Source organism: Chelatococcus sp. XZ-Ab1 (assembly GCF_029309855.1).
In the GTDB taxonomy this organism is placed as follows: Bacteria; Pseudomonadota; Alphaproteobacteria; order Rhizobiales; family Beijerinckiaceae; genus Chelatococcus_A; species Chelatococcus_A sambhunathii.
Genome location: NZ_JARKII010000003.1, coordinates 109,850 through 136,182, shown reverse-complemented (window position 1 = coordinate 136,182; position 26,333 = coordinate 109,850). Strand labels below are relative to the sequence as shown.

At 70.8% G+C, this 26,333-nt stretch carries 18 protein-coding genes and 1 riboswitch; of the genes, 3 read left to right on the top strand and 15 right to left on the bottom strand.

Annotated features, from left to right (window positions below):
- The first annotated feature begins 42 nt into the window (after positions 1–42).
- Together P2T65_RS06500 and P2T65_RS06495 are read left to right on the top strand one after the other, a co-directional pair.
- Positions 43–1,074 (top strand): glycosyl transferase, encoded by a 1,032-nt coding sequence (locus P2T65_RS06500; RefSeq protein ID WP_055459426.1) that lies wholly within the window; start codon positions 43–45, stop codon positions 1,072–1,074.
- Positions 1,074–2,000 (top strand): NAD-dependent epimerase/dehydratase family protein, encoded by a 927-nt coding sequence (locus P2T65_RS06495; RefSeq protein ID WP_063186903.1) that lies wholly within the window; start codon positions 1,074–1,076, stop codon positions 1,998–2,000. The genes P2T65_RS06500 and P2T65_RS06495 overlap by 1 nt, the downstream gene beginning before the upstream one ends.
- On the opposite strand, the gene P2T65_RS06490 is transcribed toward P2T65_RS06495, so the two are convergent.
- The 5 genes from P2T65_RS06490 to P2T65_RS06470 form a co-directional block, all read right to left on the bottom strand.
- Positions 1,927–3,894, bottom strand: a complete 1,968-nt coding sequence (locus P2T65_RS06490; RefSeq protein WP_055459425.1) for a nucleoside-diphosphate sugar epimerase/dehydratase — start codon at positions 3,892–3,894, stop codon at positions 1,927–1,929. The genes P2T65_RS06495 and P2T65_RS06490 overlap by 74 nt on opposite strands.
- 92 nt (positions 3,895–3,986) lie before the next feature.
- The gene (locus tag P2T65_RS06485) at positions 3,987–4,622 is read right to left on the bottom strand and encodes a TetR/AcrR family transcriptional regulator (RefSeq protein WP_055459424.1); all 636 of its coding nucleotides are present in this window, start codon (positions 4,620–4,622) and stop codon (positions 3,987–3,989) included.
- Positions 4,623–4,715: 93 nt separating this feature from the next.
- Positions 4,716–5,507, bottom strand: a complete 792-nt coding sequence (locus tag P2T65_RS06480; protein ID WP_055459423.1) for an ABC transporter ATP-binding protein — start codon at positions 5,505–5,507, stop codon at positions 4,716–4,718.
- Positions 5,504–6,547: an iron ABC transporter permease gene (locus tag P2T65_RS06475; protein WP_186438007.1), complete on the bottom strand. Its 1,044-nt coding sequence runs from the start codon at positions 6,545–6,547 to the stop codon at positions 5,504–5,506. Before P2T65_RS06475 ends, P2T65_RS06480 begins: the two co-directional genes overlap by 4 nt.
- A gap of 4 nt (positions 6,548–6,551) precedes the next feature.
- Positions 6,552–8,528, bottom strand: a complete 1,977-nt coding sequence (locus P2T65_RS06470) for a TonB-dependent receptor (protein ID WP_276199439.1) — start codon at positions 8,526–8,528, stop codon at positions 6,552–6,554.
- Positions 8,529–8,561: 33 nt separating this feature from the next.
- Positions 8,562–8,755: riboswitch (cobalamin riboswitch) on the bottom strand.
- Positions 8,756–9,139: 384 nt separating this feature from the next.
- On the opposite strand from P2T65_RS06470, the gene P2T65_RS06465 reads away from it, so the two are divergent.
- Positions 9,140–9,979 (top strand): ABC transporter substrate-binding protein, encoded by an 840-nt coding sequence (locus P2T65_RS06465; protein WP_276199438.1) that lies wholly within the window; start codon positions 9,140–9,142, stop codon positions 9,977–9,979.
- Here the strand turns inward: P2T65_RS06465 and P2T65_RS06460 are convergent.
- From P2T65_RS06460 to ahcY, 10 genes are all read right to left on the bottom strand, one after another.
- Entirely contained in the window at positions 9,976–11,460 is a 1,485-nt protein-coding gene (locus P2T65_RS06460) for a cobyric acid synthase (protein WP_276199437.1), read from the bottom strand. The two genes, P2T65_RS06465 and P2T65_RS06460, sit on opposite strands and share 4 nt — an antisense overlap.
- Complete coding sequence (gene cobO / locus P2T65_RS06455) at positions 11,460–12,074, bottom strand: cob(I)yrinic acid a,c-diamide adenosyltransferase (RefSeq protein WP_276199436.1); 615 nt, start codon at positions 12,072–12,074, stop codon at positions 11,460–11,462. The genes P2T65_RS06460 and cobO overlap by 1 nt, the downstream gene beginning before the upstream one ends.
- Entirely contained in the window at positions 12,071–12,604 is a 534-nt protein-coding gene (cobU, locus tag P2T65_RS06450) for a bifunctional adenosylcobinamide kinase/adenosylcobinamide-phosphate guanylyltransferase (protein ID WP_055459418.1), read from the bottom strand. The genes cobO and cobU overlap by 4 nt, the downstream gene beginning before the upstream one ends.
- A gap of 100 nt (positions 12,605–12,704) precedes the next feature.
- A complete protein-coding gene (gene trxA, locus P2T65_RS06445; protein WP_019403177.1) occupies positions 12,705–13,025 on the bottom strand; it encodes a thioredoxin in 321 nt (106 codons plus the stop codon).
- Positions 13,026–13,161: 136 nt separating this feature from the next.
- On the bottom strand, positions 13,162–16,671 hold the full coding sequence (gene addA / locus P2T65_RS06440; protein ID WP_276199435.1) for a double-strand break repair helicase AddA: 3,510 nt from the start codon (positions 16,669–16,671) through the stop codon (positions 13,162–13,164).
- A complete protein-coding gene (addB, locus tag P2T65_RS06435; protein ID WP_276199434.1) occupies positions 16,668–19,829 on the bottom strand; it encodes a double-strand break repair protein AddB in 3,162 nt (1,053 codons plus the stop codon). Before addB ends, addA begins: the two co-directional genes overlap by 4 nt.
- 2 nt (positions 19,830–19,831) lie before the next feature.
- A complete protein-coding gene (locus P2T65_RS06430) occupies positions 19,832–20,578 on the bottom strand; it encodes a nucleotidyltransferase family protein (protein ID WP_210165994.1) in 747 nt (248 codons plus the stop codon).
- Between the two features lie 20 nt (positions 20,579–20,598).
- Positions 20,599–22,188, bottom strand: coding sequence for a tRNA (adenosine(37)-N6)-threonylcarbamoyltransferase complex ATPase subunit type 1 TsaE (gene tsaE / locus P2T65_RS06425; RefSeq protein ID WP_245316255.1), 1,590 nt, complete (start codon positions 22,186–22,188; stop codon positions 20,599–20,601).
- A 27-nt stretch (positions 22,189–22,215) separates the two neighbouring features.
- Positions 22,216–24,708 carry a PAS domain-containing sensor histidine kinase gene (locus tag P2T65_RS06420; protein WP_276199433.1) on the bottom strand — a complete coding sequence of 831 codons (2,493 nt, stop codon included), beginning with the start codon at positions 24,706–24,708 and terminating at the stop codon, positions 22,216–22,218.
- Positions 24,709–24,872: 164 nt separating this feature from the next.
- On the bottom strand, positions 24,873–26,273 hold the full coding sequence (ahcY, locus tag P2T65_RS06415) for an adenosylhomocysteinase (protein ID WP_055459412.1): 1,401 nt from the start codon (positions 26,271–26,273) through the stop codon (positions 24,873–24,875).
- Positions 26,274–26,333: the final 60 nt, after the last annotated feature.

Here is a 26,333-nt window from a genome sequence, read left to right as displayed (position 1 = left end):
GCCCGCCGGAGAGCGGGATCGGTTCGTCATCCGGAGCGCGACGTGACGGCGCTGTTCGCCACCACCTGCCTCGGCGCCGCCCTGCTGGCAGGGCTCGCCATCATCCTGCTGCGCCCGCTGCTGCAGCGTTATGCGCTGGCGCGGCCCAACGCGCGCTCGAGCCATCGCATCCCGACGCCGCAGGGCGGGGGCATCGCCGTGCTCGGTGCCGCGCTCGCGGCCGGTGCGGTGGCCTTCGCGATCGGCCTGCCGCCGCTTGGTGCCGGTGGCGGTGCCGCGCTCCTCGCCGTCGCAATAGCAGCCATCGTGCTCGCGGGGCTTGGCGCCTTCGACGACATGCGCCCGCTGCCCGTGCTGCCGCGCCTCGGCGCGCAGTTCGCCGCTGTCGGTCTCGTGGTCGTCGCAGCGACGAACGTCGCACGCATCGGGCCGGACTGGCTACCCCTCGGCTGCGAGCAGGCCCTGCTGGTGCTCGCTGGCGTCTGGTTCGTCAATCTCGTCAATTTCATGGACGGGCTCGACCTGATGACGGTGGCGGAATTCGCGCCGCTGTGCGCCGCGCTCACCACCTTCGCCCTGTCCGGCCTACTGCCACCGGCGGAGGGCGTGCTCGCGGCGGCCCTGCTTGGCGGTCTCCTCGGCTTTGCGCCCTTCAACCGGCCGGTGGCCCGGCTCTTCCTCGGCGATGTCGGCTCGCTGCCCATCGGGCTCATCGCCGGCTACCTGCTGCTCGTGCTCGCCGCCCATGGCGGGCTCGCCGCCGCCGTCCTCCTGCCGCTCTACTATCTGGCCGACGCCACGCTGACGCTCTTCAGGCGGCTCGCGCGCGGCGAGCGCGTATGGCAGGCGCACCGCAGCCATTTCTACCAGCGCGCCACCGATAACGGCTATTCGGTGCCGGCCGTCGTTGGCCAGGTGCTGGTCCTCAATCTCTTCCTTGCCGTGCTGGCGGCGATTTCGCTGGGCGTCACCTCTCCGGCGCTTCAGGTGGCCATCGTCGCGCTCGGGGCGGCGGGCGTCGGTTTTGTGCTGCTGCGCTTCTCGCGTCCGCGCGCTGGCATCGCCGCGGCATGATGACGGGCGCGCGCGGCACGGTTCTCCTCACCGGAGCCTCCGGCTTCGTCGGCCGGCACGTGGCTGCCGGCTTGCGCGAAGCCGGCTATGCCGTCCGCGCTGCCGTGCGCGATGCGGGCCGCGTGCCGCCCGGCAGTGAGCCTTTCGTCATCGGCGATCTTGCCGGGCCGGTCGATTGGGCGTCGGGGCTCGGCGGCGTCGACGCCATCGTGCACGGGGCCGGCATCGCCCATGTGGGGCCCGGTGTCGCGGAGGCGCGCTATCAGGCAGTCAATACCGATGCGACGCTCGCGCTGGCCGATGCCGCGGCCGGCCGCGTGCGCCGTTTCGTCTTCCTGTCCTCCGTCCGCGCTCAGAGCGGAGCGAGCGCGACGGCGACTGTCAGGGACGACGATTCGCCCGCCCCGGTCGATCCTTACGGCCGCTCCAAGCTCGCGGCCGAGCGCGGCCTTGCCAAGCGCGGCATCGACCATGTGTCGCTACGGCCCGTGCTGGTCTACGGCCGGGGTGTTGCGGGCAACATGGGGGCCCTCGTCAGGCTGGCGCGCCTGCCGTTGCCGTTGCCCTTCGGCGGGCTCGGCGCCCGGCGCTCGCTTCTTGCGGTAGAGAACCTTGCCGATGCTATCGTCCATGTGCTGGCGCAGCCCGGCCCGCTGTCAGGGGCCATGCTGGTGGCCGATGCGGCACCCGTCTCGCTGGCGGAGATTATCGCGGCGCTAAGGGCCGGGATGGGACGGCGCCCGGGGGTCATCGACATTGACGAGCGGTGGATCGCCAAGCTGTTGCGGCTTGCCGGCCGCCAAGCAGTGCTCGAGCGTCTAGCCGGCTCGCTCGTCGTCGAGCCGGGCCGCCTCACGGCGCTCGGCTGGCGACCGCTTCTGACGACACCGGAAGGCCTGCGGCGGCTGGGGGCTGCCGGCGGCTGAACTCGGGGATGGCCTCCGCCATCACCGCCTCGGCGCTGGCGCGGTCGTAGGTGCGCGCCGCCTTCTCGAGCCGTGCCAGCCAGCCCGCGATGCGCGCCTTGTCGGCGAAGACCGGCTCGGCCGCCATGACACCGTCGATGCCCGTCTCCGTCATCGGCTCCTCGCGGGCGAAGAGGATCTCATGCAGGCGCTCGCCGGGGCGCACGCCGGTGATGGCAATGTCGATATCGACGCCGGGCTCGAAGCCGGCGAGTCGGATCATGCGCTGGGCGAGGTCGTAGATGCGGACAGGCTGGCCCATCTTGAGGACGTAGACGGCGGCGCGCCGGCCGGCGCCGGTGGCCATGCGGCCCTCAGCATCGGCATGGGAGGCGGCGGTAAGGACCAGGTCGGCGGCCTCGCGCACCGTCATGAAATAACGGACCATGTCCGGATGGGTGACGGTGACGGGGCCACCGCGGGCGATCTGGGCCTTGAACTTCGGTACCACCGAGCCGACGGAGCCGAGGACGTTGCCGAAGCGCACGGCGATGAGGCGCGTGCCGCTGCCCCCATTCGCTGCCGTCTCGGCATCGAGCGCCTGGGCATACATCTCGGCGAGGCGCTTCGTCGTGCCGAGCATGGATACCGGCTCGATGGCCTTGTCGGTCGAGATCATGACGAGCGCGCGCACGCCGGTAGCGACTGCCGCATCGGCGACGTTGACGGAACCGAAGACGTTGGTCTTGATGCCCTCGCTCCAGTCCTGCTCCAGATAGGGTACGTGCTTCAAGGCCGCGGCGTGGAAGACGACGTCGGGTGCGAACTGCCGGAAGAGATGCTCGATGCGTTCGCGGTCGCGCACGTCGGCGATGCCGCCCTCGATCCGCGTCGGCGCGTCGAGCACGGCGAGCTGCTCGGTCACCGCATGCAGCGCCGGCTCCGAACTCTCGAGCACGTAAAGCGCATCGGCGCCGAAGGCGGCGACACGGGCGCAGATCTCGCTGCCGATGGAGCCGCCGCCGCCCGTGACGAGTACGCGCTTGCCGCGGATGAAGCGGGCGAGGCGCGCCTTGTCGATCTCGACCGTCGGGCGCAGCAGCAGGTCCTCGATGTCGACGGGGGCAAGGGTGAGGTCGCGCAGGCCTTCCTCATCAAGGCCCTGCAGCCGCGACAGCGGCAGGCCGAGGCGCCGCGCGCGGGCGAGCAGGGCGTCGGCTTCGGGGGCGTTGATGGCGCTCGGCGTCATCACGAGACGGCGCACGTTGATCCCGCGCTCGGCGAGATCGGCGATGACCTGCTCAAGTTCGACGAAGGTGCCGAGCACCGGCACGCCGCGAATCGCCTGGTCGAGATCAGACTCGCGCGGCGACAGGATGCCCTTGGCCGCGATCTTCGAGAAAGCACCGCTCTCGATGGCCCGCAGCGCGACCTCCACCTCGGCGCTGCGCCCGAGGACAAGGGAGGCGGTGGCGTCCTGCCGCTCGATGCTGTGGCGCGACTGGGCGTATTTCAGATAGCGCCAGGCAAGCCGAGGCCCGCCGAGCAGGAACATCTGCAGCACCCAGTAGAGCGCGATGGTGATCTTGCCGAAGAAGAAGTAGCCGTAGAAGCGCGACGAGGCGAGGACATAGTCGCCGACGAGCAGTGCCAGCGCCAGGATCGTGACCGCCTTGAAGATGTTCGACAGGTCGGGCAGCGAGGCGAAGCGCCAGCGCGAGCGGTAGAGGCCGAAGTACCAGTAGGTGACGGCGGCGAGCGGCACGAAGACGACAAGGACGTGCGGCAGCAGCGCCAGGCGCTCGCCGAGCTGCGGGCCCTCGAAGCGCACGATAAAGGCCAGGACCACGGCAAGGATGGTCGCGCCGAGGTCGTGGGCAATGATCAGCGTCTTCTTCGCCAGGAGTTGTGCCAAGAATCTGGAGCCGTTCTGAATGGATGTGTGCGCGGTATCAGCCTGACGGGGCGGTTTGTCAACGCGCCGAACCGACGGGAGCTGCGGGCGGTTCAGGTTGCGCGGGTCGCCTCGCGGGCCCGGCGCGGGGTCTCCTGCCGCCCCGCACCGAGGGCCGCCAGGATGAAGTCGATCTGCTCGTCGAGGGTCGGCTGCGGGATGTCACGGCACATCACGAGCACGCTCGGATGGCAGAAGCGTGTCATCGCCGCGCGCACGCAGGGGCCGGCCACCTCCGGATCCACATCCGAGAATTCGCCTTCGGCGATGCCCTCGCGCACCACATTGGCGATGATCGTGTCGATGTCGCGGATGTGGTCGTGGATGACGCTCCAGCTCTCGGCGATGGCGACGGCCACCATCTCCTGGATCTTGGCATCGGCATCGGCGAATTCCGCCATCATGATGTGCATCTCAGTCAGGAGGCGGCGCATGCGCTCGCGCGCCGTGCCCGGCTCGCTGGCGACGGCTTCGAGCCGGATTCGCTTGCGGCCGGTCATGCGCTCGGCCACCGCCTCGTTGATGTCCTTCTTGGAGGCGAAGAAACGGTAGACGTTGGCTGGGCTCATGGAGAGGGTCTTGGCGATGTCGGCAACGGTCGTCTTCTGGAAGCCGATGTCGCGGAAGAGCTGTTCGGCGGCGGCGATGATACGCGCGCGGGTGTCCGGGCTTGGGCTGCCGTCCTTCATGGCAGATGATCGACTTCTCTCGAACCGAATGCTCCGTCCCGCCTTTCGGGACCGGGGTATGTCGATTAGAGGTATGACGTTGTGCGTCAGTCGTCAAACAGGGGATGCGGGCGCAAGCGGGCGCCAGGGCAGGACGAGCAGCCCGTCCGGCCGCTCCTCGCGCAGAGAGGCGACCCCGAAGACCTCCGCCAGCAGGGCCGGGGTCAGCACCGCGTGCGGCGTGCCGGCGGCGACGAGATGTCCCTCGGCGAGGATGACAACCCGGTCGGCATGGCGCGCGGCAAGGGCGAGGTCGTGCATCACGACGGCGACGGCGCGGCCCTTCCGGGCCTCGGCGGCGAGCACGCCCATCACCGCGAGCTGGTGACGCGGATCGAGCGCGGCGACCGGCTCGTCGCAGATGAGCACCGGCGCCTCGACGGCGAGCGCGCGGGCGAGCAGGACGCGCGCCCGCTCGCCGCCCGACAAGGTGGTGACGGCCCGTCCGGCGAAGGCCTCGCTGTCGGTGGCGCGCATGGCGCGGGCGACAGCCGGATCAATCCGGCCCGTTCCCGGCCCGCCGCCGTGCGGCACGCGCCCGAGGGCGACGACGTCGGCGGCCGGCAGCGGCCAGGCGACGGTGCCACCCTGCGGCAGATAGGCAATGGCGCGGGCCCGCTCGCGGGTTGAGAGCGCCGGCAGCGGCCGTTCGCCGAGGAGCACCGTGCCTACCTCCGGCCGCACGAGCCCGGCCATTACCCGCACCAATGTCGTCTTGCCGGCGCCGTTCGGGCCGATGATGGCAGTCAGGCTGCCGGGCGAAAGTGTCAGGTCGACGCCGGCGAGCACCTGCCGGCCGCCGAGGCGCGCGGCGACGGCGCGGGCGGCGAGAGTGGGACCCGTCATGCCGGCGCTCCCGTCAGCTCGGCCCGGCGGCGCACGATGATGTAGAGGAAGAAGGGGACGCCGACGATGGCGGTGAGCACGCCGAGCTTGACCTCGGTGGCGGAGGGGATGACACGCACGGCGCAATCGGCCGCAGTCAGCAGCACCGCCCCGGCGAGCGCTGCCGGCACGAGCGTGCGGCCCGGGTCATGACCGACGAGCGGGCGCACGATGTGCGGGGCGACGAGGCCGATGAAGCCGATGGTGCCGGCGACCGCGACGCTCGCGCCGACGCCGACGGCCACCCCGGTGACGACCGCAAGGCGCAGCAGGCGCACGTCGATGCCGAGGCTGCGGGCGGCTTCCTCGCCGAGCGCCAGCGTGCGCAGCGCCCCACCCTGGGAGAGGAGGAGCGCGGCCCCGAGAAGCGCGAAGGGCGCCACGAGCGCGACGTGGCGCATGGTCCGGTCCTCCAGCGAGCCCATGAGCCAGAAGACGATCTCGGTGACGGCGAAGGCGTTGGGCGACAGGCTGATGGCGAGCGAGGTGGCCGCCCCGGCGAGGCTAGAGATGGCAAGCCCCGCAAGGACGAGGACGACGAGGCTCGCACCCTCACCGGCGATGAGGATGACGACGAGCACCGACAGGAAGGAGGCGGCGATGGCGGCGAGCGGCAGGGCGGGCGAATAGACCTCCGCATAGCCGAAATAGATGACGACGACGGCCCCGAGCGCCGCCGCCTGCGGCGCACCGAAGACGGAGGGTGCGGCGAGCGGGTTGCGCAGCAGACCTTGCAAGGCGGCGCCCGCAAGGCCGAGCGTCGCGCCGATGATGACGGCGAGCAGGGTGCGCGGCAGGCGGATGTCGCGCACGACGACGCCCGCACCACCGCTGTCGCCGAGGAGGCCCTCGATCACCGTGGCTGGCGTGAGCCGCGCCGGGCCGAGCATCAGCGACAGGACGCACAGGACGAGGAGGATGACGACGAGCGCCGGCACCAGCCAGCGCCCGGAGCGGCGGGCCGCCTCCTCCTCGATCTCCCTGCCCCCTGCGCCGTCCATCGCCTCACCAGCTGGCCTTGAGGCCGGCGTAGAGCGAGCGCCCCGCCGTGCCGTAGTTCTTCACCTCCTCATAGCGCGCATCGGTGAGGTTTTCACCGCGCAGGAAGAGCGACACGCCCTCCGACACCTCATAGGAGGCGAAGAGGTCGAGCCGGGCATAGGGGGCGAGCCTGTCCTTCTCGTGCGCCGCGGAATAGCGCGCGTCGACGAGAACGAGCGTCGGCGCGATGACGAGGCCCGGCGCGGGCGTCAAGGTGAGGCCGATGCGCGCGGCGTTCTCCGGTCTGCGGGCGAGCCTGAGGTCGGTGGTGCGGTCGATGGCGACAAGGTTCGTATAGGCGATGTCGAGCCCAAGCCTCCCGGGAATGAGCTCGGCCTTCGCCGCCAGTTCGAAGCCGCTGGTCTCGGCCCGCGCCACATTGACGTAGCAACCAAAGGGCTGGTCCGGCCGGCAGGACGGATCGCTCTGGAAATTGATGAGATCGCGCAAGCGGTTGAGGAACAGCGTGCCGGAAAGGGTGAGCCGCCCGTCGAACAGCTTCTGGTCGATGCCGGCGTCGATGCCGAAGGAGCGCTCCGGGCTGAGCGCCGCATTGCCGTAGAGCGGATCGAGGCGCTGGTAGAGCGTCGGAGCCTTGGCGCCCGTCCCGGCGCTTGCGCGCAGCACGGTGCCGCTCTCCGCGATGTCGTAGGCGAGGGTGGCGCGCCAGGTGGCGAAGCGGTCCGCCCCCTCGATGTCGTCAATGCGCCCGCCGAGCGACAGGTTCAAGTGCTCGGCGAGGGCGATCTGGTGCAGGGCGAAGAGCGAGCGGGTGGTCTGGGCGGCATCGTCGAGCGTCGTGCGTAGGCCGGGCACCGGCAGCACCGGCTGGCTCGTGCTCGTCAACGTCTCGCGTTCCACCTGGCCGCCGAAGGTAAGGAGGCCGAAGGCATCAAGCGAGAGATCGCCCTGATAGGAGGCGCCGACGCGCCCGCCGACATAGCCATCCTTCGACCAGTCCGTCACCGGCGCTGCCGTGCTGCCGTAATAGCTGATGGAGCGATAGTCGCGCTCGGTGCGGTTGGCATAGACGAGAAAGGTGTTCTTCAGCCGCCGGTCGAAGGCGTGGACGGTCGCCCTGGCATGGACCTGCCCGAGGCGCTGGACGCTCGACGACGGGGTGTCGGGAAAGGCTCCGAAGGCCGCGTCGTATTGCGTGGCATTGACATAGGCCGAGCCGCCGACGTCGAAGGCGACGTCTTCGCTCGGCGAGAAGCCGAAGCGCGCGGAGAGGCCGAAGCGGCGCGCGCCGTCGTTCTCCAGCGGCCATGGGTGCCGGGCGCGGAGGCGGCCGATGCGGTGGCCCCAGCGCGAGAAGCCGGCGGTGTCGTAGCCGTTGAGCGAGATGGCATAGTTGAAGCGCGGATCGCCGCCGGACACGGCGGCCTGCACCCCCCTGCTGCCGTAACTGCCGCCCTCGGCGGCGATGGCTGCGCGCGGCTCGCCGCGGCCCTTGCGGGTGATGATGTTGACGACGCCGCCCATCGCGTCCGAGCCGTAGAGGGCCGATTGGGGGCCGCGCAGCACCTCGATGCGCTCGATGCCGGTCGGCACCAGCAACGAGAAGTCGAACTGGCCGTTGCCGGTGGACGGATCATTGACGCGCACGCCGTCGATCAGCACCAGGGTCTGGCCCGGCTCGCCGCCGCGCAGGCGCACAGAGGCGGTGGCGCCCGTGCCGCCACTCTCGGTGAGGTCGAGGCCGGGCACGCGGCGCAGGGCCTCGTTGAGCGTGCGAGCGCCCGCGCGGGCGATCTCCTCGCCGGTAATGACGGTAACGGCGCTGCCGCTGCGGGCAATGGCCTGCGGGCCGCGCGTCGCCGTGACGACGATCTCGCGCAGGGCTATCTCGTTGCTGGCGGCATCGGTGGCGGCAAGGATGAGGGAAGACAAAAGGAAGATACCGCCGGAGAGCGTCCGGCGGCCGGCGGAACCGGCCATGAAAACCTCCATTCCGCCCCTCCGGCGGATGTCAGGGTTGCCTCGCGCGCTGGCCGGTCTCCTGGCTTGCGGGTCCCTGCGGCGATTCGGCCTTCCCGGTGCCCGATGGCCCCAGTGGCTTCGTCGAATCGCCGCTCGCCGCTCACAGTTGCGGGGGCAGCCACGGTCTTGCACCGCGTTCCCGTTTCACCCCGCTGCGGCGGGGCACCAACGCAGGGCCTCTTTACGCAGACCGCGGCTCGGCCGCAAGCACGCGGAGCGGATACACCGCCCGTGCATTTGCGCCGGCGCAAGGAGCGCCGTAAGGCTGCGGCCGAGATTGCGCCCGTAAGGGCAGGCAAGGACATGAGGATATGAGGACGGCTGTCGCGTTCGCGATCGTGCTTGCAACAGGGCTCGGCCTTGGGCCGGCTTCCGGCAGCAGCGAGCCGGAGCGCCTCTCTCCTCCCTCCCCCCACGCAGTGGTGGGGAGGGCCGGGGTGGGGGGCGGTTCCGCCGGCGGGCGTTCGACGATTGCAGGTGGTGTGTCCGTCGGCCCGGAAGGCTTCCGGCCTGCACCCGCCGGCCCCCCACCCCTGACCCCTTCCCGCCGCGAGCGGGGGGAGGGGGATATGGTGCGCCTCGCCGCGGCCGGCCGATCGGAAACCGTGCCGTCCGTTGTCCGCTACACCGAAACGCCTCCGGCGCGGGTCGTCTCGCTCAACCTGTGCGCCGACCAACTCCTGCTGGCACTCGCCGACCGCGGCCAGATCGCCTCGCTCAGCCCCCTGTCGCGCGATGAGGATTATTCCTTCCTCGCGGGGCTGGTTGATGACCTTCCGGTCAACGGCGGCACGGGGGAGGAGATCCTTGTCGGCGAGGCGGACCTCGTGCTCAGTGGCCGGTACGGGACGCGCGTCAAGCGCGAGCTTTTGGAGCGCCACGGCGTGGAGCTGATGGTGCTCGACCCCTGGCGCGACATCGCCGGGGGGCGCGAGCAGCTCAGGGCCGTTGCGGCCCGGCTCGGCCATCCGGAGCGCGGCGCGGCGCTTGCCGCCGAGATCGAGGCGGCGCTCGCGCGTACCAGGGGCATCGCACGGCGCCCGGCCACCGCGCTCGTTCTCTACCGGCGCGGCTATGTGCCGGGGGAACGCTCGCTCGTCGGCGAACTCCTCGGCCACATGGGCCTTCAGCCGATGCAGGCCCGCCTCGGCCTGACGCAGGGCGGCCTCGTGCGCCTCGAGCAACTCGTCATGGACCCGCCGGACTTCGTGGTGATGGACGAGGCCGATGCCCGCGCCATCGACAACGGCACGGCCTTTCTCGTCCACCCGGCGCTTGCCCGCGTGCTGCCGCCCGAGCGGCGCCTCTTCCTGTCCGACAGGCTCACCATCTGCGGCGGGCCGTCGACGCCGGCCGCCATCGAGGCGCTTGCGGCCGAGGTGCGTGCCAAGGTGAACGGGGAGCGTTAGCGGATCGACTCGCCGCCTCGCTCCTGCGCGATGGCGAGGAGTGCGGCGACGTCCATGTGCCGGCCGACATGGGCGGCGAGCCTGTCGAGGGCTTCCTCGATGCTGCGCTCGTAGGCGAGGCTGGCGCGGAAGGTGCCGCCGCTCGCCTGGGCGAGGAAGACCCGGCGGAAGTCGTCGGCGGCGAACATGCCGTGCAGATAGGTGCCGATGACGAGCCCGTCCGGCGACATGGCCCCTTCGCGTTCGCCGGCGACGCGAAAGGGCGCGCGCACGCAATCGGGCCCTTCGCTGCGGCCGAGGTGGATCTCGTAAGCGGTGACCGCATAGCCCGTCCCTGCATGGACGGCCTCGACCGGCCGCACCGTCTTATCGCCCGTCAGGACCGTGTCGATGTCGAGAAGGCCGAGCCCCGGCACGACACCGGCCGTGCCCTCGATGCCCTCGGGATCGGCGATGGTGCGGCCGAGCATCTGGTAGCCGCCGCACAGGCCCACGACGCGCCGGCCGCGGCGCACATGGGCGAGGATGTCGATGTCCCAGCCCTCGTCCCTGAGATGGGCGAGGTCGGCGATGGTCGCCTTCGAGCCCGGCAGGACGATGAGGTCGGCATCGGACGGGATCGGCCGGCCGGGCGGCACGAGGACGAGGGAGACGCCCTCCTCCAGCCTGAGCGGGTCGAGATCGTCGAAATTGGCGATGCGCGGCAGGACGGGGGCGGCGACGAGGAACGTGTCGCCAGGCTTGCGGCCGGTGCCGGTGAGGTCGAGCGCATCTTCCGCGGGCAGCCGGCTCGCCTCCGGAAGCCAGGGCAGCAGGCCGAGCGGCTGCCAGCCGGTGCGTTCGGCGATCGCCGTCATGCCCGCGGCGAAGAGGGCGGGGTCGCCGCGGAACTTGTTGACGAGGAAGCCGCGCACCATGGCCCGGTCGGCCTCGTCGAGCACGGCATGGGTGCCGACGAGGCTGGCGATGACGCCGCCGCGGTCGATGTCGCCGACGAGCACCACCGGCACGTCGGCCTCGGTGGCGAAGCCCATGTTGGCGATGTCGCCGGCGCGCAGGTTGATCTCGGCCGGGCTGCCCGCGCCCTCGACGATGACGAGGTCGGCCCCCTCGCAGACCTTGGCGAAGCTGCCGAGCACGAAGGGCATCAGCGCCTTGCGCCGGCCGGTGAAGTCGCGTGCATCGAGATGGCCGTGGCGCCGGCCCTGCACGATGAGCTGGGAGCCGCGGTCGCTCTCGGGCTTCAGCAGCACCGGGTTCATGTGCACGGTAGGCTCGGCGCGGGCGGCCCGCGCCTGCAGCGCCTGGGCGCGGCCGATCTCGCCGCCGGCCACTGCAGCGGCGTTGTTCGACATGTTCTGCGCCTTGAAGGGGCGCACGGTGAGCCCGCGGCGGGCAAAGAGGCGGCACAGGCCCGCGACGATCAGCGACTTGCCGACGTTGGAGCCGGTGCCCTGGAGCATCACCGCGGGCGTTACCATCAGAATTCGATACCTTCCTGTGCCTTCACCCCAGCGGCGAAGTGATGCTTGACGAGCCCCGCTTCCGTGACGAGATCGGCGGCGGCGACCATCTCCGGCTTGGCGTTGCGACCGGTGACGACCACGTGCAGATCCGACCGCCGCGCCGTGAGCGTCGCCACCACCGCGTCGAGCGGCAGGTAATCATAGCGCAGGGCGATGTTGAGTTCGTCGAGAATGACCAGGCGGACGTCGTCCCGCGCCATCAACTCCTTCGCCTTGTCCCACGCGCGCGAGGCGGCGGCGATGTCGCGGGCCTTGTCCTGCGTCTCCCAGGTGAAGCCCTCGCCCATGCTGTGCCATTCGACGAGGTCGGAAAAGCGCTCCATGGCGCGGCGCTCGCCCGTCTCCCAGCTGCCCTTGATGAACTGGACGACGCCCACCTTCCAGCCGTGGCCGAGCGCCCGCAGCATGAGGCCGAAGGCGGCGGTGGACTTGCCCTTGCCGGGGCCGGTGTTGACGATGAGGAGGCCCTTCTCGCGTGTCTTTGCCGCCACCTCCGCATCCTGCACCGCCTTGCGCTTCACCATCTTCTCGCGATGGCGGGCGGCTTCCTCGGGGGAGATGGCGGTCATCGGTCGCGTCCCTTCACGGTGAGCGGTAGGCCGGCGACCACGAGGGTGACCTGGTCGACGACGGCGGCAAGGCGTTGGTTGAGGAGGCCGGCATGGTCGCGGAAGCGGCGGGCGAGCGCATTGTCCGGCACGATGCCGAAGCCGACCTCGTTGGCGACGAGGACGAGCGGCCGCCTTCGGCGGGCTACCGCCTCCGTTAGTTGCCGGCAAGCGGTCTCGACATCCTCGTCCGAGAGCATGATGTTGGTGAGCCAGAGGGTCAGGCAGTCGACGAGGACGGGCGCGCCCTCCGGCGCCGCGGCGATGGCCGCGACGAGGGCGCGAGGCGCCTCCACAGTCCGCCATTGGGGTTCCCTGTCATGACGGTGGCGGGCAATGCGCTCCAACATCTCGGCGTCGCGCGCCTCGGCAGTGGCTATATAGATCCACGGTCCCGGCATCGCCCTGACCAGCGCCTCGGCATGGCGGCTCTTGCCCGAGCGGGCGCCGCCGAGGACGAGATGGGCGATGGGGAGGTCCGTGTCCTGCATGGTTCCGGCATGCCACGGCGGCCCGGCGGCGGCAACAGGCAATCGCGGCAAGAAAAAAGGGCCCCGGCGGGCCCTTCTTCCAGCGTCGATGCGCCGCGACTCAGACGGCGGTCGAGATCCACTTGGACAGTTCGCTCTTCGGCAGGGCACCGACCTTCTGGCCGGCGAGCTTGCCGTCCTTGAACATCATGAGGGTCGGGATCGAGCGGATGCCGAACTGGGCGGCTGTGTTCGGGTTCTCGTCGACGTTGAGCTTGACGACCTTGACCTTGCCGGCCATCTCGGTGGCGATTTCCTCGAGCGCGGGCGCGATCATGCGGCAGGGTCCGCACCATTCGGCCCAGAAATCGACGACGACGGGCTCTGCGGACTTCAGGACATCGGCCTCGAAGCTCGCATCTGTCACCTTCGCAGTCGCCATGATGAGTTCCTTTCCATATGCGCGGCGCAGTCTGCGCAGCAAGTCGATTCGAACGTAGGAAGGCCCCCCGTTCCGGTCAAGGCAACTTGTGTGCGTGCCCACACGTTGACGCTAGATCTGGTGGCACCCTGGCCGTTCACAACACCGGGATCCGGCCGAGCGCGGCGGCGAGCGCCTCGCCGGGAACCTCCAGCACACGCGGCCCGGCGGTGTAGACGAGAAGGGCCCTGAGGCTGCGTCCGGGGAAGATGTCCGCAAGCAGCGCCGCATAGACGGCGAGCTGCACGACATGCGCCTCGGGCACCGCCGCGAGATCCGCCGGAGGGCGGACGCTCGTCTTGAAATCGGCGAAGACGACGGTCTCGTCGCTCACCACGAGCCGGTCGATCTGTCCCGAGACGGCGCGCCTCGTGCTGCCGACAGCGATCTCGCCGGCAACGGCGACCTCGGCGCGCGCGTCAGGGCCAAAGAGGGGCGCGAGCGCCGGCTCGTCGAGAAGGGCGAGGGCCTGGGCGACAACGCCGGCCCGCTTCGCCTCGTCGAGGCGCCCGGCCCGCGCGGCGACGAATCGCTCGGCCGCCGTCCGGCGCGCCGCGGCAGGCAGGCCGGGCAGATGCTCGACGAGCTGGTGTACGAGCGTGCCGGCAAGGCGCGCGTCGGCGGCGAAGGGCCCGTCACCCGGACGGTGCGGCCTGTCGGCGGCGGCGAGCGCGCTCGAGGGGCTGAGCGGCGGCGGCGCCTCCGGCTCCGCAGGCGCCGGCCGATCGAGCCAATCGGGCATGGCGATGCCGGCGCTATCCTCGGCGGAGGCCGGCGCGGCTGCGAGAGCGTCGAGGGGGCCGCTTCGCCAGCGCTGGACCCTCAGGCCGTCCACCTCGACCTCTTCCAGCCGACCCTCCAGGCCGCGGCGGATCATGCGAGTCCAGCACATGGCGGGCAGCTCGGGCCAGTTGCCGTCCTTGCCGCGCTTGCCGTTGCTATAGGAAGCGACGACGAACCGGTCCTTCGCGCGGGTCATGGCGACATAGAGGAGGCGGTTGTGCTCCTCGGCCTCGCGCGTGCGTACCGCTTCCCTGAGCCGTGCAATGGCCGGAGTGTCCTCGTCGCGCTTCGGCGACCACACCGGCACCGTGGCCGGGCCGGCGCGGCCGCGGTGCTGCAGGGGCAGCGCGAAGAGTTTGGGATCATGGCGGCCGTTGGGCTGTCTGCAGTCGTCGGCGAGGATGACGAAGGGCGCCTCCAGCCCCTTGGCACCGTGCACCGTCATGACGCGGACCTCGTCGCGTCCGGCGTCGAGGTCGCGCTTGATCTCGCGCTTCACCTCGCGGCCGTCGCTCTCGAAGGAGAGGAGAAAGGCTTTCAGCGACGGCGCGTGGCGGTGCTCGAAGTCGAGCGCCATGGCGAGAAAGGCGTCGATGGCGTCGCCCGCCTCCTGGCCGAGCCGTGCGACGAGCCGTTCGCGGCCGCCTTCCGGGCCGATCAGCCCGGCATAGAAGGCGAAGGGACCGCGGCGGGCGGCGGCATTGCGCCAGCGCGCGAGCGCCTCGCCCGCCCGTGCAGCCGCTGCATCGCCGGCCGCGCTGGTCCGCGCGATGGCGTCGGCGAGGCTCTCGCTCTCCTCCCGCCGTGCGGCGATGCGCATCAGATCGTCGTCATCAAGGCCGAGGAGCGGACTCTTAACGGCGGCGGCCAGCGTCAGGTCGTCGTCGGGCAGGACGGCGGCCCGCCCCGCGGCGACGAGGTCGCGCACGGCGATGTGCTGGCCGACGTCGAGACGGTCGGCGCCGGCGACCGGCACGCCGCGTCGCTTCAGGGCCCGAATGACGGCCTCGAAGAAGGCGCCGCGGCTGCGCACGAGAATGAGGATGTCGCCCGGGGCGAAGCGCTGGCCGGCATCGTCGCCGTGCCGCGTCAGCCGCTCGACGGTACGGGCGATGCGCTCGGCCACGCGGATGGCGGGCGCGCTTTCGGTGACTTCGTCGAGCGGCAGCGCCCAGGCTTCCGGCTCCTCGCTATCTGCCGGCCGCTCCGTCTCCCATATCTCGACGAGGCCCGGGGCATCGGGGCGCGCGCTCTCATGCGCGGTGCCGACCGCGACATCAGCGAAGCTGAGGCCGCGATAATGGGCCTCGACCGAGAAGACGGCATCGACGGCGCTCAGCACCGCCGGCGCGGAGCGGAAGGAGACGGTGAGCTCCACCGGCTCGAACAGGAGGTCAGCCTGCTTTGCCCGTGTCTGGAAATAGCGGCCCGAGCCCTCGAATTCCTGCGGTGCAGCGCCCTGGAATCCGTAGATCGACTGCTTGGGATCGCCTACGGCAAAGAGCGTGCGTGTCTTCGCGACGGCGCCCTCACCGGCAAAGAGTTCCTCCGTCAGCCGCTTCAGGATGGCCCATTGCGTCGGACTCGTGTCCTGCGCCTCATCGACGAGGAGGTGGTCGATGCCGGCGTCGAGCTTGTAGAGCACCCAGGCCGTATCAGCGCGCTCGAGCAGGGTCAGCGTGCGCTCGACCAGATCGTCGAAATCGAGCGCGCCCCTCGCCCGCTTGACAGCCTCGATGCGAGCGAGGACAGCCTGCGCGAGGGTGAGCAGGGCCTGCGTCCGCTCAAGCGTCCTTGCGCCCTTCATCCGCTCGTCGAGGGCGGCGAGGCGATCGCGCTCGGCAAAAAGACGCTCGGCAAGATCGCGCGGGACGCCGGCCGTCGCCACGCTGCTGTTGGCCGCCGGCGTTCCCTTCTGGGTGAAGAACAGCGAGCGGTAATGCGCCAGCCGTTCCCACGGATCGTCCGCCCGCGCCGCCAGCGACAGCGCTTCGGCATTCGTCTGGTCGGTCTTCTTGCCGCCGCGCAGCACCTCGGCGATCGCCGGCCATTCGGCCGGGGCGATGCCGTCCTCGCACATGGCGCGGGCGATGGTCTGCAGTGTCTCGCCCTCCGCGAGACCAAGGGCAGTGGCAAGGCTGGCCATAGTGTCGGCGAAGGCGTCGGGCTCGCGCGCGTAGGCGAGGAGCGCCGTGCGGTGGCGCAGCGCCTCGCGGATCGTCTCGGCGATGGCTGTGTCCGAATGGTTCTCGGCGAGCAGCGTCAGGGCCTCGCGCAGGCCGGGTTCGCGGCCGAGGGCGGCCCGGGCCATGACTGTGGACAGCGCCTCGGCGAGCAGAACCGCGCTCTCGTTGTCGTCAAGCACCGTGAAGCGCGCCGGCACGTTCGCCTCGAAGGGGAACATGTGCAGCAGGCGCTCGCAGAAGGCGTGGATGGTCTCGATCTTGAGGCCGCCGGGGGTTTCGACGGCATGGGCGAAGAGCCGGCGAGCGCGCGCGAGCCGGGCCCGGTCCGGCCGGCGGCCCTCGAGCTTCTCGAGCGCGGCGGTGAGCGCCTCGTCGTCGAGCCGCACCCACTTGCCGAGCTCGGCGAAGATGCGGTTCTCCATGTTCGCCGCCGCCGCCTTGGTGAAGGTGAGGCAGAGGATGCGCGAGGGCTCCGTGCCGGAGAGCAGGAGCCGCATGACGCGGTCGGCGAGCACCTTGGTCTTGCCCGAGCCGGCATTGGCCGACACCCAGGCCGAGGCGTCCGGCCGGGCGGCGCGCTGCTGGTCGAGGATCGTCTTCGTCGGGACCTTGAGCCCGCCGGGCGCCGGGCCGCTCATGCCTCGCCTCCGAGTTCGCCAAGATCGGCCTCGTCGCCGGCGAGCGACCATTCGCGCACGCGGGCGAGATGGTCGTAGGCGCCGAAGCGGCCGGCGAATTGCGGGAAGGGTCGCGACGCGAAGCCGATCTCGCCGGTGACGTAGCGCGACAGAAGGGTCGTCAGCTTCCTCTCGTGCTCGACGACGATCTCGGCGACGGAGCGCGTCTCGTCGCGCGGCGGCTTGACCGGGCAGGGCCTCAGAGGGTCACGGGCGCCGCCGGCGTGCATGTAAAGAAGCTCACAAAGCCCGGGGGGCACTGGTGCAACGTCGCGGAAGCCGCTTGCGGCAAGGATGGCAGCCTCTAGCGTGAGCTGCGGGGAGAAGCCGGCGAAGACCTGCTTTGAGCTCGGCGGCTGCCCTGTCTTGAAATCGACGATCACCACCCGGCCGTCGCGCAGGCGCTCGATGCGGTCGGCGCGTGCCGTGATGCGGAAGGGGTTGCCGTCGGCTAGCGCCAGTGCGAGGGCGCCGGCCACCTCGGCCTGAACGACATCGATATCCGCGCGTCGCTCCGTCTCCCAGGCGATGAAAGCCCCGGCGAGGCGCAGGAAGCGGGGCCACCACAGCGCCGCGACATCCGGATAGGCGGCGATGGGGGCAAAGGCCTGCCGGCCGATGGCGACCAGTTCCTCGGCTGCTTCGGCCGGCAGCGTCACGGGATGGCGGGCGGTGAAGGCGCCGAGCGCCTCGTGCACGATGGTGCCGCGGTCGGCGGCGCCCGGCGGCACGGCGATGGGATCGAGCGGATCGAGCTTCAGCACATGGCGGGCGAAGATGGCATAGGGGTCGCGCACCAGCGTCTCGACCTCGGTGACGCTGAGGCGGCGCGGGATCAGCGCCGGGTCGGGCTTCGGCCGCGGCCGCTCGATGGGCCTGAGTGCGGGCGGGCGCGTCAGCGCCCCGGCGTAGCGGCGCAGGCGCTCGCCCCGTCGCCTCAGCTCCGCGCACAGCTCGTCGCCCGCCAGCGCCTGCATGCGCTGCAGGAAGCGCGAAGGGACGGTCGGCGCATCGCCGCGCTTCAGGGCCCGGGTCAGCACCACGTCGCGCGTGCCGAGCGCCTGCACGAAGTCGTGGGCCGTCTGGCCGATGCGCCGCTCGGGCGGGGCGAGGCCGAGGGCGGCGCGCATCGGCCGGTTGAGGAAGGCATCGGTGCGCGCCGTCGGCGGCCACACCTCCTCGTCGAGCCCGCCGAGGACGAGGCGATCGGCCTCGACGAGGCGCGCCTCGAGCAGGCCGAGGATCTTGACGCGCCGGTGGCCGGACATCGGCCGGCGCACCACCGCGTCGGCCATCAGCGTCGCGAAGAAGGCCGGATAATCGGCGAAGCGGCCGGTGAGGCCGTCGACCTTCGCGCTCGTTGCCGCGTCGAAGACCTCGGCCAGGGCCTCTCCCGCCTCTCCCGCGGCGAGGGGCAGCGGCTCGTCGGCGCCGGGGCGCGCCACTGCATCGAGCGCGGCGCGGTGGGCGCCGACGAGGGCGACGAGGTCGAGTTCCTCTCCGTCCTCGGCGCGAAAGCCGGAGAAGGCTTCGCTAAGGCGCGTAAGGAGCGTCTCGGCGAGGTCCCAATCCGTGTCGGTCAAGCGGCGCAGCGGCCGCGGCGCGCGGTGGTCGCTTGCTTCCGCCCGCCGCTCGGCGAGCACGGCGGCGATACCGGCAAGGCCCGGCGGCGGCGCGGGGCCGCGCAGCACTCCGATCTCGAGCGTGCGGGCAGCGCGCTCCATTGTCGCCCGTGGCCAGCCGAAGCGGGCGAGGGGATGGGCGACGAGGCTGGCGAGGATCGTGGGCTCGTGGTCGGCGGCAGCCGCATCGGCGACGAGGCGGGCGAGCGTGCCGTGCGGGCTGCGCCGCAGCGGCAGGCCGGCCGAATCCTCGGCGGCGATGCCCCAGCGGGCGAGCTCGGCGGCCACGCGCTCGGCGAGCGCCCGGTCCGGCGTCACCAGCGCCGCCGTCGCCTTCGGATCCTCCAGCGCCTCGCGCAGGGCAATGGCCGCGCACAGCGCCTCCTCCCGCTCGTCCGCCGCCTCGACGAGGGCGAGGCCGTCGAAGGCGGCGTGAAGATCGGCCTCCGACGGGCGGTGGGCGGGCTCGGCCCACAGGTCCGTGGTCTCCGCCGGCCGCATGGCCTCGGAGAGGAAGCGCGAGCGAGCGGCAAGGCCCGACGGGGGCGCGCCGAGGACGGCGACGTCGGCGCGCGGAATGCCGATGGTGGCGAGAAGGCGGGCGAGCATCGCCTGCGGGTGGTTATGCACCGTTAGGTCGGCGCCCGCGCCGATGAGCGCGAAGGTGTCGTCATCGAGCCCGGTGTCGAGCCCCGGCAGCACCACGGCGCCCTTGGGCAGGCGTGCGATGGCGGCGATGAGCCGGGCTGTGGCGGGGATGGAGCCCGTCGAGCCGGCGACGATCACCGGTCTTTGGGGCGCCGCCGCCGCGAGGCTGGCGGCCCGCGCGTCGATGAGGGCCGAGCGGCGCCGGGCGGGGTCGCTCGCCTGCCGCTCGGCGAGGATGGCCGGCCACATCTCGGCGGCGATCTTCACGAAGTCGAGCGTGATGCCGTAATAGCGCGAGTAGCGCTCCTCCACGAGGCCGGCGAGCGCCGCCCAGGGGATGTCCTCGGTCGCGAGCCCGTCCATGAGGGCGGCGAGATCGTCGGCGAGGGCAAGGGCGTCGGCCGGCGATGCGGGCACGAGCAGGGGCTCGTGCGCCTCGGCCGGCAGGATGGCGCCGTCGAGGGCGCGGGCCCATTGCAGCACGAGGCGGGTAAGGATGAGGCGCCGCTCAGTCGGCGCCAGCGCCGGCGGCAGATGCACGGCCGCGTCGCCGAAGGCGCGCTCCGCCTCCCCCGCGAGGGCGAGCTCCGCGGCATCGAGGTCGCCGAGCGGCTGGATGTCGGGCAGCAGCACGCTGCGCTGCGGCAGCCGCTCGGCGAGGGTCGCGGCGAGTGCGCGGGCGGCACGTCGGGTCGGCAGGTAGATGGTGGCCGAGGCGAGCGCGAGGGGATCGTCGGTGCCCGGGAAACCGGGCACGATGCGGCCGGCGAGCAGCGCATCGGCGAAGGTTGCGAGGAACGGCGCCCCCGGGGGGATGGTGAAGACCCGTGCCGGCGCCTGCCCTGCCATCGTCAGTCCGTCGTGGCGAAGCGGGCCTCGGCCGCGCGCAGTGCCTCGGGCGTGCCGACATGCAGCCACTGGCCCTCGATGCGTGCGCCGTGAAGCCGGCCCCGCTCCGCCACCTCATCGAAAATGCGGTTGAGCGAGAACGGGCCCTCCGGCGCGTCGGCGAAGAGCTGCGGCTTAACGATGGCGACGCCCGCATAGGCAAACGGCACGACCTCGCGCTCGGGACGGCGCGTCAGGCGGCCGGAGGCATCCATGGAGAAGTCGCCGCGTCCGTCGTAGCCGAGGCTCGTCGCAGTCGGGGCCATCAGCAGCAGGATGTCCATCCGCTGAGCGTCCCATTCGTCGGCCAGGAGGTCGAGGTTCGGCAGCGGGCCCTCAAGCCACAAGGTGTCGCTGTTGACGAGGAAGAACGGCTCCTCGCCGAGGAGGGGCAGCGCCTTGCGGATGCCGCCGCCGGTGTCGAGGAGCTTCTGCCGTTCGTCGGAGATGTGCACCTTCGGCCCGCCCTTGCGCCGGCGAGCGTGCTGCTCGACGAGGTCGGCGAGATAATGGACGTTGATGACGACATCCTCGACGCCAGCGGCCGCGAGCCTGTCGAGCGCCCGGTCGAGCAGGGAGCGCCCCGCCACGCGCACGAGTGGCTTCGGCGTCGTGGCGGTGATCGGGCGCATGCGCTTGCCGAGCCCGGCTGCAAGGATCATGGCACGGCGAGGCATGGTGCGGCGAGGCATGGCGGCAGGGCGGCTCATCGTGTTCGCATCGCGAAAGGTCAGGTGTCGGCGACGAGCGCCGGCAGGTGCGTCTCATACCAGAGCCGCAGCTCGGACAACACCGGATGGGCCAGGTTGCGCACCAGATAAGTCCTGAGCCGCGGCAGGTGGTTGAGATAGATGCTCTTGCCGTCGCGCTTGGCAAGGCGCGCGAAGGTGCCGAACAGCTTGGTGCCCCGCTGGGCGGCAAGGACGGCATAGGCGGCGGCGAAGCCGCCAACGTCGAAGTCCGGATCCTGCCCCTGCCGGGCCCGGGCATAGGCGCCGAGCAGCGACAGTTCGAGCTCGGCCGGCACGGTGACGCGCGCATCCTGCAGCAAGGCTGCGAGGTCGTAGGCCGGGTGGCCGAGGACAGCATCCTGAAAGTCGAGGAGGCCGAGTCGGGCGAGCCCCTGTCGCTCCGGCAGCCAGATGAGGTTCGGTGAGTGGAAGTCGCGCAGCGTCCAGGTGGAGGGGGCAGTCACGACATCCGCCAGCAGGCGCGTCCACAAGGTGTTGAACTGAGCGCGGGCGACGGCGGACAAGGCCTTGCCGCCGATGTGAGGGGCATACCAGTCGATGATGAGCTCGACCTCCGTCAACAGCGCCTCGAGGTCGTAGGGCGGGATGACGTGATCGATGCCGTCTGCCACGGGCAGGACGTCCGGCAAGGTGGTGCCGTGGAGCTTCGCAAGCAGCAGGGTCGCCTCGCGGTAGCGCTCCGGGATGGGGGAGCCGTCGGCGATGACTGGCTCACTGCCGAGGTCCTCGAGCAGCAGGAGGCCGGTGTCGAGATCGGCGGCGTAGATGTCCGGTGCGCTGAAGCCGAGGGCCCTGAGACCTTTGTCGACGGCGACGAAGGGATGGACGGTGAGGGCGAGCTTCGCCGCGATCGGATAGGGCTTGATGCCGCGGAGCACGGGGCCCGGCGGCCGGGGCGGCGAGATCATCAATACGGCGGTTGCGCCGTCCGGCCTGATGAGGCGCTCGTATTCGCGATAGGAGGCGTCGCCCTGGATGTGCCGGCGCTCGGCGTCGCCCCAGCCGGCAGCGTCGAGCAATGTGCGGATCGCGCGCAACCGGAAGAGCCGCGGCGCGAAGCGGCCGTAGCCGGTCATCACGATCCGGCGGCGCCCGGGATGCTCGTGCGGCAGGAGATGGAAGGCGATGTCCAGCCGGTCGGGTGACAGGGCCTCCTCGGCCTTCTGCGGCCATTCGACGAGGACAAGTGCGCCTTCGCAGGCCTCCTCCCAGCCGAGGTCGGTGAGCTCATCCGCGCCGCCGAGCCGGTAGAAATCGGCATGCACCACCGGCGGGCACGCGGTGTCGTAGAGCTGCATCAGGGTGAAGGTCGGGCTCGGCACCTCGAGGCCCGCATCGCCCGCGAGGGTGCGGATGAGGCTGCGGGCGAAGGTGGTCTTGCCTGCACCGAGGTCCCCCGACAAAGTGACGAGATCGCCCGCCTTCAGCTCCTCGCACAGCACCTCGGCGAGGCGCTGCGTCGCGGCCTCGTTCGGCAGGTCGAGCTGCCAGGTAGCCGTCGCCGCCTCGCCGCCGCCGCGCGTGCCGGAAGCCGCAGCCTGCCCGGCCGGGAAGGGAGAACTCACCATCGTCTCGTCCACTCGAAAGCCAACTCGTTACTCCGCTGCCGTGCGGCTCGGCACGCGGGGAAAGCGGCAGGTCACTGTGGTGCCGCGGCCGGGCGCCGAATCGAGCGCCACCGTGCCGCCGTGCAGCTCGACGAAGGAGCGCACGATGGAGAGACCGAGCCCGACGCCGCGGTGGCCGGAGCCGAGGGTGTGGCTCTCGAAGCGGTCGAAGACGCGGGCCCGAACCTCCGGCGCGATACCCCGCCCGGTATCGCTGACCGTGAAGACGACCTCCTCGCCCTCGCGGCGCGCCGTGACGGTGACGGTCTGGCCGGGATCGGAGAAGCCGATGGCGTTCGACAACAGGTTGAACAGCACCTGACGCACGCGCTTGGCATCGGCGACGAAGCGGCCGATGTCGGCCGGCACGTCGATGGCGACCCCGATGTCGCGCTCTGCCAAGCGGTCCTGCAGGCCGGTGAGCGCGGCATCGATCGTCTCGCGGATATCGATCTCCTCGCAGGCGAGGGCGATGGCGCCGTTGTCGACCGTGGCGAGATCGAGAATATCGTTGATGATGGCGAGCAAGGCCGCCGAGGACTTGGTGATATGCGAGGCGTATTCGCGCTGCTTGTCATTGAGTGGGCCGACCGTCTCGGCATCGAGCAGCTGCACGAAGCCGATGATGTTGGTCAGCGGCGAGCGCAGTTCGTAGGAGACGTGGTGGACGAAGTCCTCGCGCAGGCGCGAGGCCTGTTCGAGCGCCTGGTTCCTTTCCTTCAGCGCCCGCTCCACCTCTACACTCGCCGTCACGTCGGTGAAGGTGAGGAGGGTCGAGCCATCCGGCAATGGCGCGGTGACGCAATCGATGACCGTTCCGTCGCGCCGGTCCATGCGCGCAGCGAAGCCGGTGCGCGTGTCGTGCACGCCGGCGACGGCGCCGCGGATGACGTCCCAGGCCTCCTGCCGCGGGGCCAGTAGGCCGCACAGACGGATCACGTCGTCGATGTGCGGCAGGTCGGCCAGCACGTCTTCCGAGAGCTGCCACAGGTGGCCGAAGGCCGGGTTGCAGAGTTTGAGATGGCCGTTCGAGCCGAAGACAGCGACGCCCTCGCGCAGGGAGTTCAGGGTCTCGCCCTGGGCGCTGAGCAGGGCGTTGAAGCGCGATTCGAGATTGAAGCGCTCGCTCACGTCGTCGAACAGGTACGTGACGCCGCCCTTCGGATTGGGGTTGGCGAGGACGCGCAGGGTGCGCCCGTCCGGCAGGTACCACCAGTGCTCCTGCGGCTCGACCGAGCGGTGCGCGGCGAGAACGTCGGCCTTCCATGCGCGAAAGTCAGCCTGTTCGGGCAGCCGACGGCGAGCGCGCAATTCATCGAGCACCTCGCTGTCCGTCGGGCCGGCCTCGAGGAAGGTGGCGTCGAGCTGCCACAGTTCGCGATAGGCGGCGTTGCAGAAGGTGAGACGCTGGCCGGCATCGAAGATGGCGACGGCAGTCGGCAACTGGTCGAGCGTCCGCACATGCGCCGCCATCTGCCGCTCGAGATCGGAGCGGACGGCTTCGAGCTCGGACACGTCGATGGCGATGCCGGCGGTGCCGTCGACGCTCGGCGTCTCGGTCACGTCCAGCACCCGCCGCGCCCCGGCCACGACAGCGGTGACGCGGTCGCGATAGGTTGCGCCCGCCGCACGTTGGCGTTCCATGGCTTTGCGTGTCGGCGCATCAAGCAATTCGAGGCCGCGGCTCACCGCCTCGGCAGGATCGGCCGCCTCGACGGCCTTGGCATAGGCGCGATTGACCCAGATGAGCCTGCCTTCGGCATCCCGACGCCAAGCAGGCTCGGGCAGGCCATCGAGCACGCCGGCGAGCGCGCGCCTTTCCGCCTGAGCTTCGGCGAGGGCGTCGCGATGGCGCAGCAGGTCGAGACGGTCGCCTGTGACCTCACGCAGACGGAGCACGGCACGGCCGCCAATGGCCCGGCCCTCGGCCTCGTAATAAGCGCCGCTGGTGGCCCTCAGATTCATCTGGAAGCGCTCGCCGCGCTCCTTCAGGCGCTCCAGCGCCCGTTCCAGCGCCTGCGCCCCGGCCGCGGGCAGCCAGGAGCCGAAGGCGAGCACCCGACGGCCCGAGGCGCCTTCACCGAGGATGCCGACGTCGCCTTCTATCTGCGGCTCGGCGTCGCGCCCGTGCCAGCTCACGAGCAGCTGCGGCTCGGTGGCGACCAGCATGGCGACACGGTCGGCTCGAGCGCGTAGCTCCTCGTTCTCCCCGGCGAGCAGCGCCTCCTGTCGCGCCCAGCGGCGGCGCTCCCTGAGATGTACGAGGGCAGTGGTGGTGGCGAAGGCGATCAGGCCAAGCACGAGGGCTAGGCCGGCGAAATCCTGCGGCGCGGCGCGGCTGATGAGCGGCGCGAGCCCTTGAGCCGCGGCGGGCGCAGGGAGGCCGGCGAGGCTCATGGCGAGGCCCATGGACGAGAGCGCGGGGATCGCGCGGGAGGAATGCACCCCCCGCCGTTCGCCAGCCCTCGTTGCTCCCTGCATCGTCCGATCCTCGCTTCCGCCGCCGCGCGCACGCGCTCGCCCAGGCCGCGAATCGAGCCACTGTAGCGTTTCAACGACTTCTGCAGGAAGTGGTTAACAAAAGGCAAATCGCCCGGTGGCGGCCACCGGGCGATCCATGTGGATGCGTGTGGAGAACGCCGGTGTCAGTAGCGGTAGTGCTCGGGCTTGAACGGGCCCTGCGGCGTGACGCCGATATAGGCCGCCTGCTCGTCCGAGAGCTTCGACAGCTTCACGCCGATCTTGGCGAGGTGCAGCATCGCGACCTTCTCGTCGAGATGCTTGGGCAGCGTATAGACGGTCTTCTCGTACTTGCCCTGCTTGGTGAAGAGCTCGATCTGCGCCAGCGTCTGGTTGGTGAAGGAGGCACTCATCACGAAGGAGGGGTGGCCCGTGGCGTTGCCGAGGTTCACGAGGCGGCCCTCCGACAGGAGGATGATGCGCTTGCCGTCGGGGAACTCGATCTCGTCCACCTGCGGCTTGACGTTGTGCCACTTGAAGTTCTTGAGGCCGGCGACCTGGATCTCGTTGTCGAAGTGGCCGATGTTGCAGACGATGGCGCGATCCTTCATGGCGCGCATGTGGTCGACGGTGATGACGTCCTTGTTGCCGGTGGCCGTCACGAAGATGTCGGCGCGCGGGGCGGCGTCCTCCATCGTCGTCACCTCGTAGCCCTCCATCGCCGCCTGCAGGGCGCAGATGGGGTCGACCTCCGACACCATGACGCGGCAGCCGGCGTTGCGCAGCGAGGCGGCCGAGCCCTTGCCCACGTCGCCGAAGCCGGCGACCATGGCCACCTTGCCGGCCATCATCACGTCCGTACCGCGGCGGATGCCGTCGACGAGCGACTCGCGGCAGCCGTAGAGATTGTCGAACTTCGACTTCGTCACGGAGTCGTTGACGTTGATGGCGGGGAAGAGGAGCTTGCCCTCCTTGGCCAGCATGTAGAGGCGGTGCACGCCCGTCGTCGTCTCCTCGGACACGCCTTTGATGGAGCGGGCGACCTCGCCGAACCAGCCCTTCGGCTTCTCGACGAGCATGCGCTTGATGAGGGCGAAGAAGATCTCCTCCTCCTCGGAGCCGGGCTTGTCGAGGAAGGCGGTGTCGCCCGCCTCGGCGCGCACGCCGGCATGGACAAACATGGTGGCGTCGCCGCCATCATCGAGGATCATGTTGGGCACGCCGCCGCCGTGCCAGTCGAACAGCCTGGCGGTGTAGTCCCAGTAGTCCTTCAGCGTCTCGCCCTTGACGGCGAAGACGGGGATGCCGGCGGCGGCGATGGCCGCGGCGGCATGGTCCTGCGTCGAATAGATGTTGCACGACACCCAGCGGATGTCGGCGCCGAGCGCCTTCAGCGTCTCGATCAGCACGGCGGTCTGGATGGTCATGTGCAGGGAGCCGGCGATGCGGGCGCCCTTGAGCGGCTGGCTCGGGCCGAACTCCTCGCGCACGGCCATGAGGCCGGGCATCTCGCTTTCGGCGATGGCGATCTCCTTGCGGCCCCACTCGGCCAGCGAAATGTCCTTGACGATATAGTCCTGGGTCATGGCGGGACGATCCGTGATTTCAGTACGGCGTTAGGTTCGGCGCGACCTATAGCAGCCGCG

Bases quoted from the DNA above. Each gene is read 5' to 3' on its own strand.
- P2T65_RS06495 (WP_063186903.1), top strand. From the start codon at position 1,074: ATGACGGGCGCGCGCGGCACGGTTCTCCTCACCGGAGCCTCCGGCTTC.
- P2T65_RS06485 (WP_055459424.1), bottom strand. From the start codon at position 4,622: ATGAAGGACGGCAGCCCAAGCCCGGACACCCGCGCGCGTATCATCGCC.
- P2T65_RS06480 (WP_055459423.1), bottom strand. From the start codon at position 5,507: ATGACGGGTCCCACTCTCGCCGCCCGCGCCGTCGCCGCGCGCCTCGGC.
- P2T65_RS06475 (WP_186438007.1), bottom strand. From the start codon at position 6,547: ATGGACGGCGCAGGGGGCAGGGAGATCGAGGAGGAGGCGGCCCGCCGC.
- P2T65_RS06470 (WP_276199439.1), bottom strand. From the start codon at position 8,528: ATGGCCGGTTCCGCCGGCCGCCGGACGCTCTCCGGCGGTATCTTCCTT.
- P2T65_RS06465 (WP_276199438.1), top strand. From the start codon at position 9,140: ATGGTGCGCCTCGCCGCGGCCGGCCGATCGGAAACCGTGCCGTCCGTT.
- P2T65_RS06460 (WP_276199437.1), bottom strand. From the start codon at position 11,460: ATGGTAACGCCCGCGGTGATGCTCCAGGGCACCGGCTCCAACGTCGGC.
- cobO (WP_276199436.1), bottom strand. From the start codon at position 12,074: ATGACCGCCATCTCCCCCGAGGAAGCCGCCCGCCATCGCGAGAAGATG.
- cobU (WP_055459418.1), bottom strand. From the start codon at position 12,604: ATGCAGGACACGGACCTCCCCATCGCCCATCTCGTCCTCGGCGGCGCC.
- trxA (WP_019403177.1), bottom strand. From the start codon at position 13,025: ATGGCGACTGCGAAGGTGACAGATGCGAGCTTCGAGGCCGATGTCCTG.
- addA (WP_276199435.1), bottom strand. From the start codon at position 16,671: ATGAGCGGCCCGGCGCCCGGCGGGCTCAAGGTCCCGACGAAGACGATC.
- addB (WP_276199434.1), bottom strand. From the start codon at position 19,829: ATGGCAGGGCAGGCGCCGGCACGGGTCTTCACCATCCCCCCGGGGGCG.
- P2T65_RS06430 (WP_210165994.1), bottom strand. From the start codon at position 20,578: ATGAGCCGCCCTGCCGCCATGCCTCGCCGCACCATGCCTCGCCGTGCC.
- tsaE (WP_245316255.1), bottom strand. From the start codon at position 22,188: ATGGTGAGTTCTCCCTTCCCGGCCGGGCAGGCTGCGGCTTCCGGCACG.
- P2T65_RS06420 (WP_276199433.1), bottom strand. From the start codon at position 24,708: ATGCAGGGAGCAACGAGGGCTGGCGAACGGCGGGGGGTGCATTCCTCC.
- ahcY (WP_055459412.1), bottom strand. From the start codon at position 26,273: ATGACCCAGGACTATATCGTCAAGGACATTTCGCTGGCCGAGTGGGGC.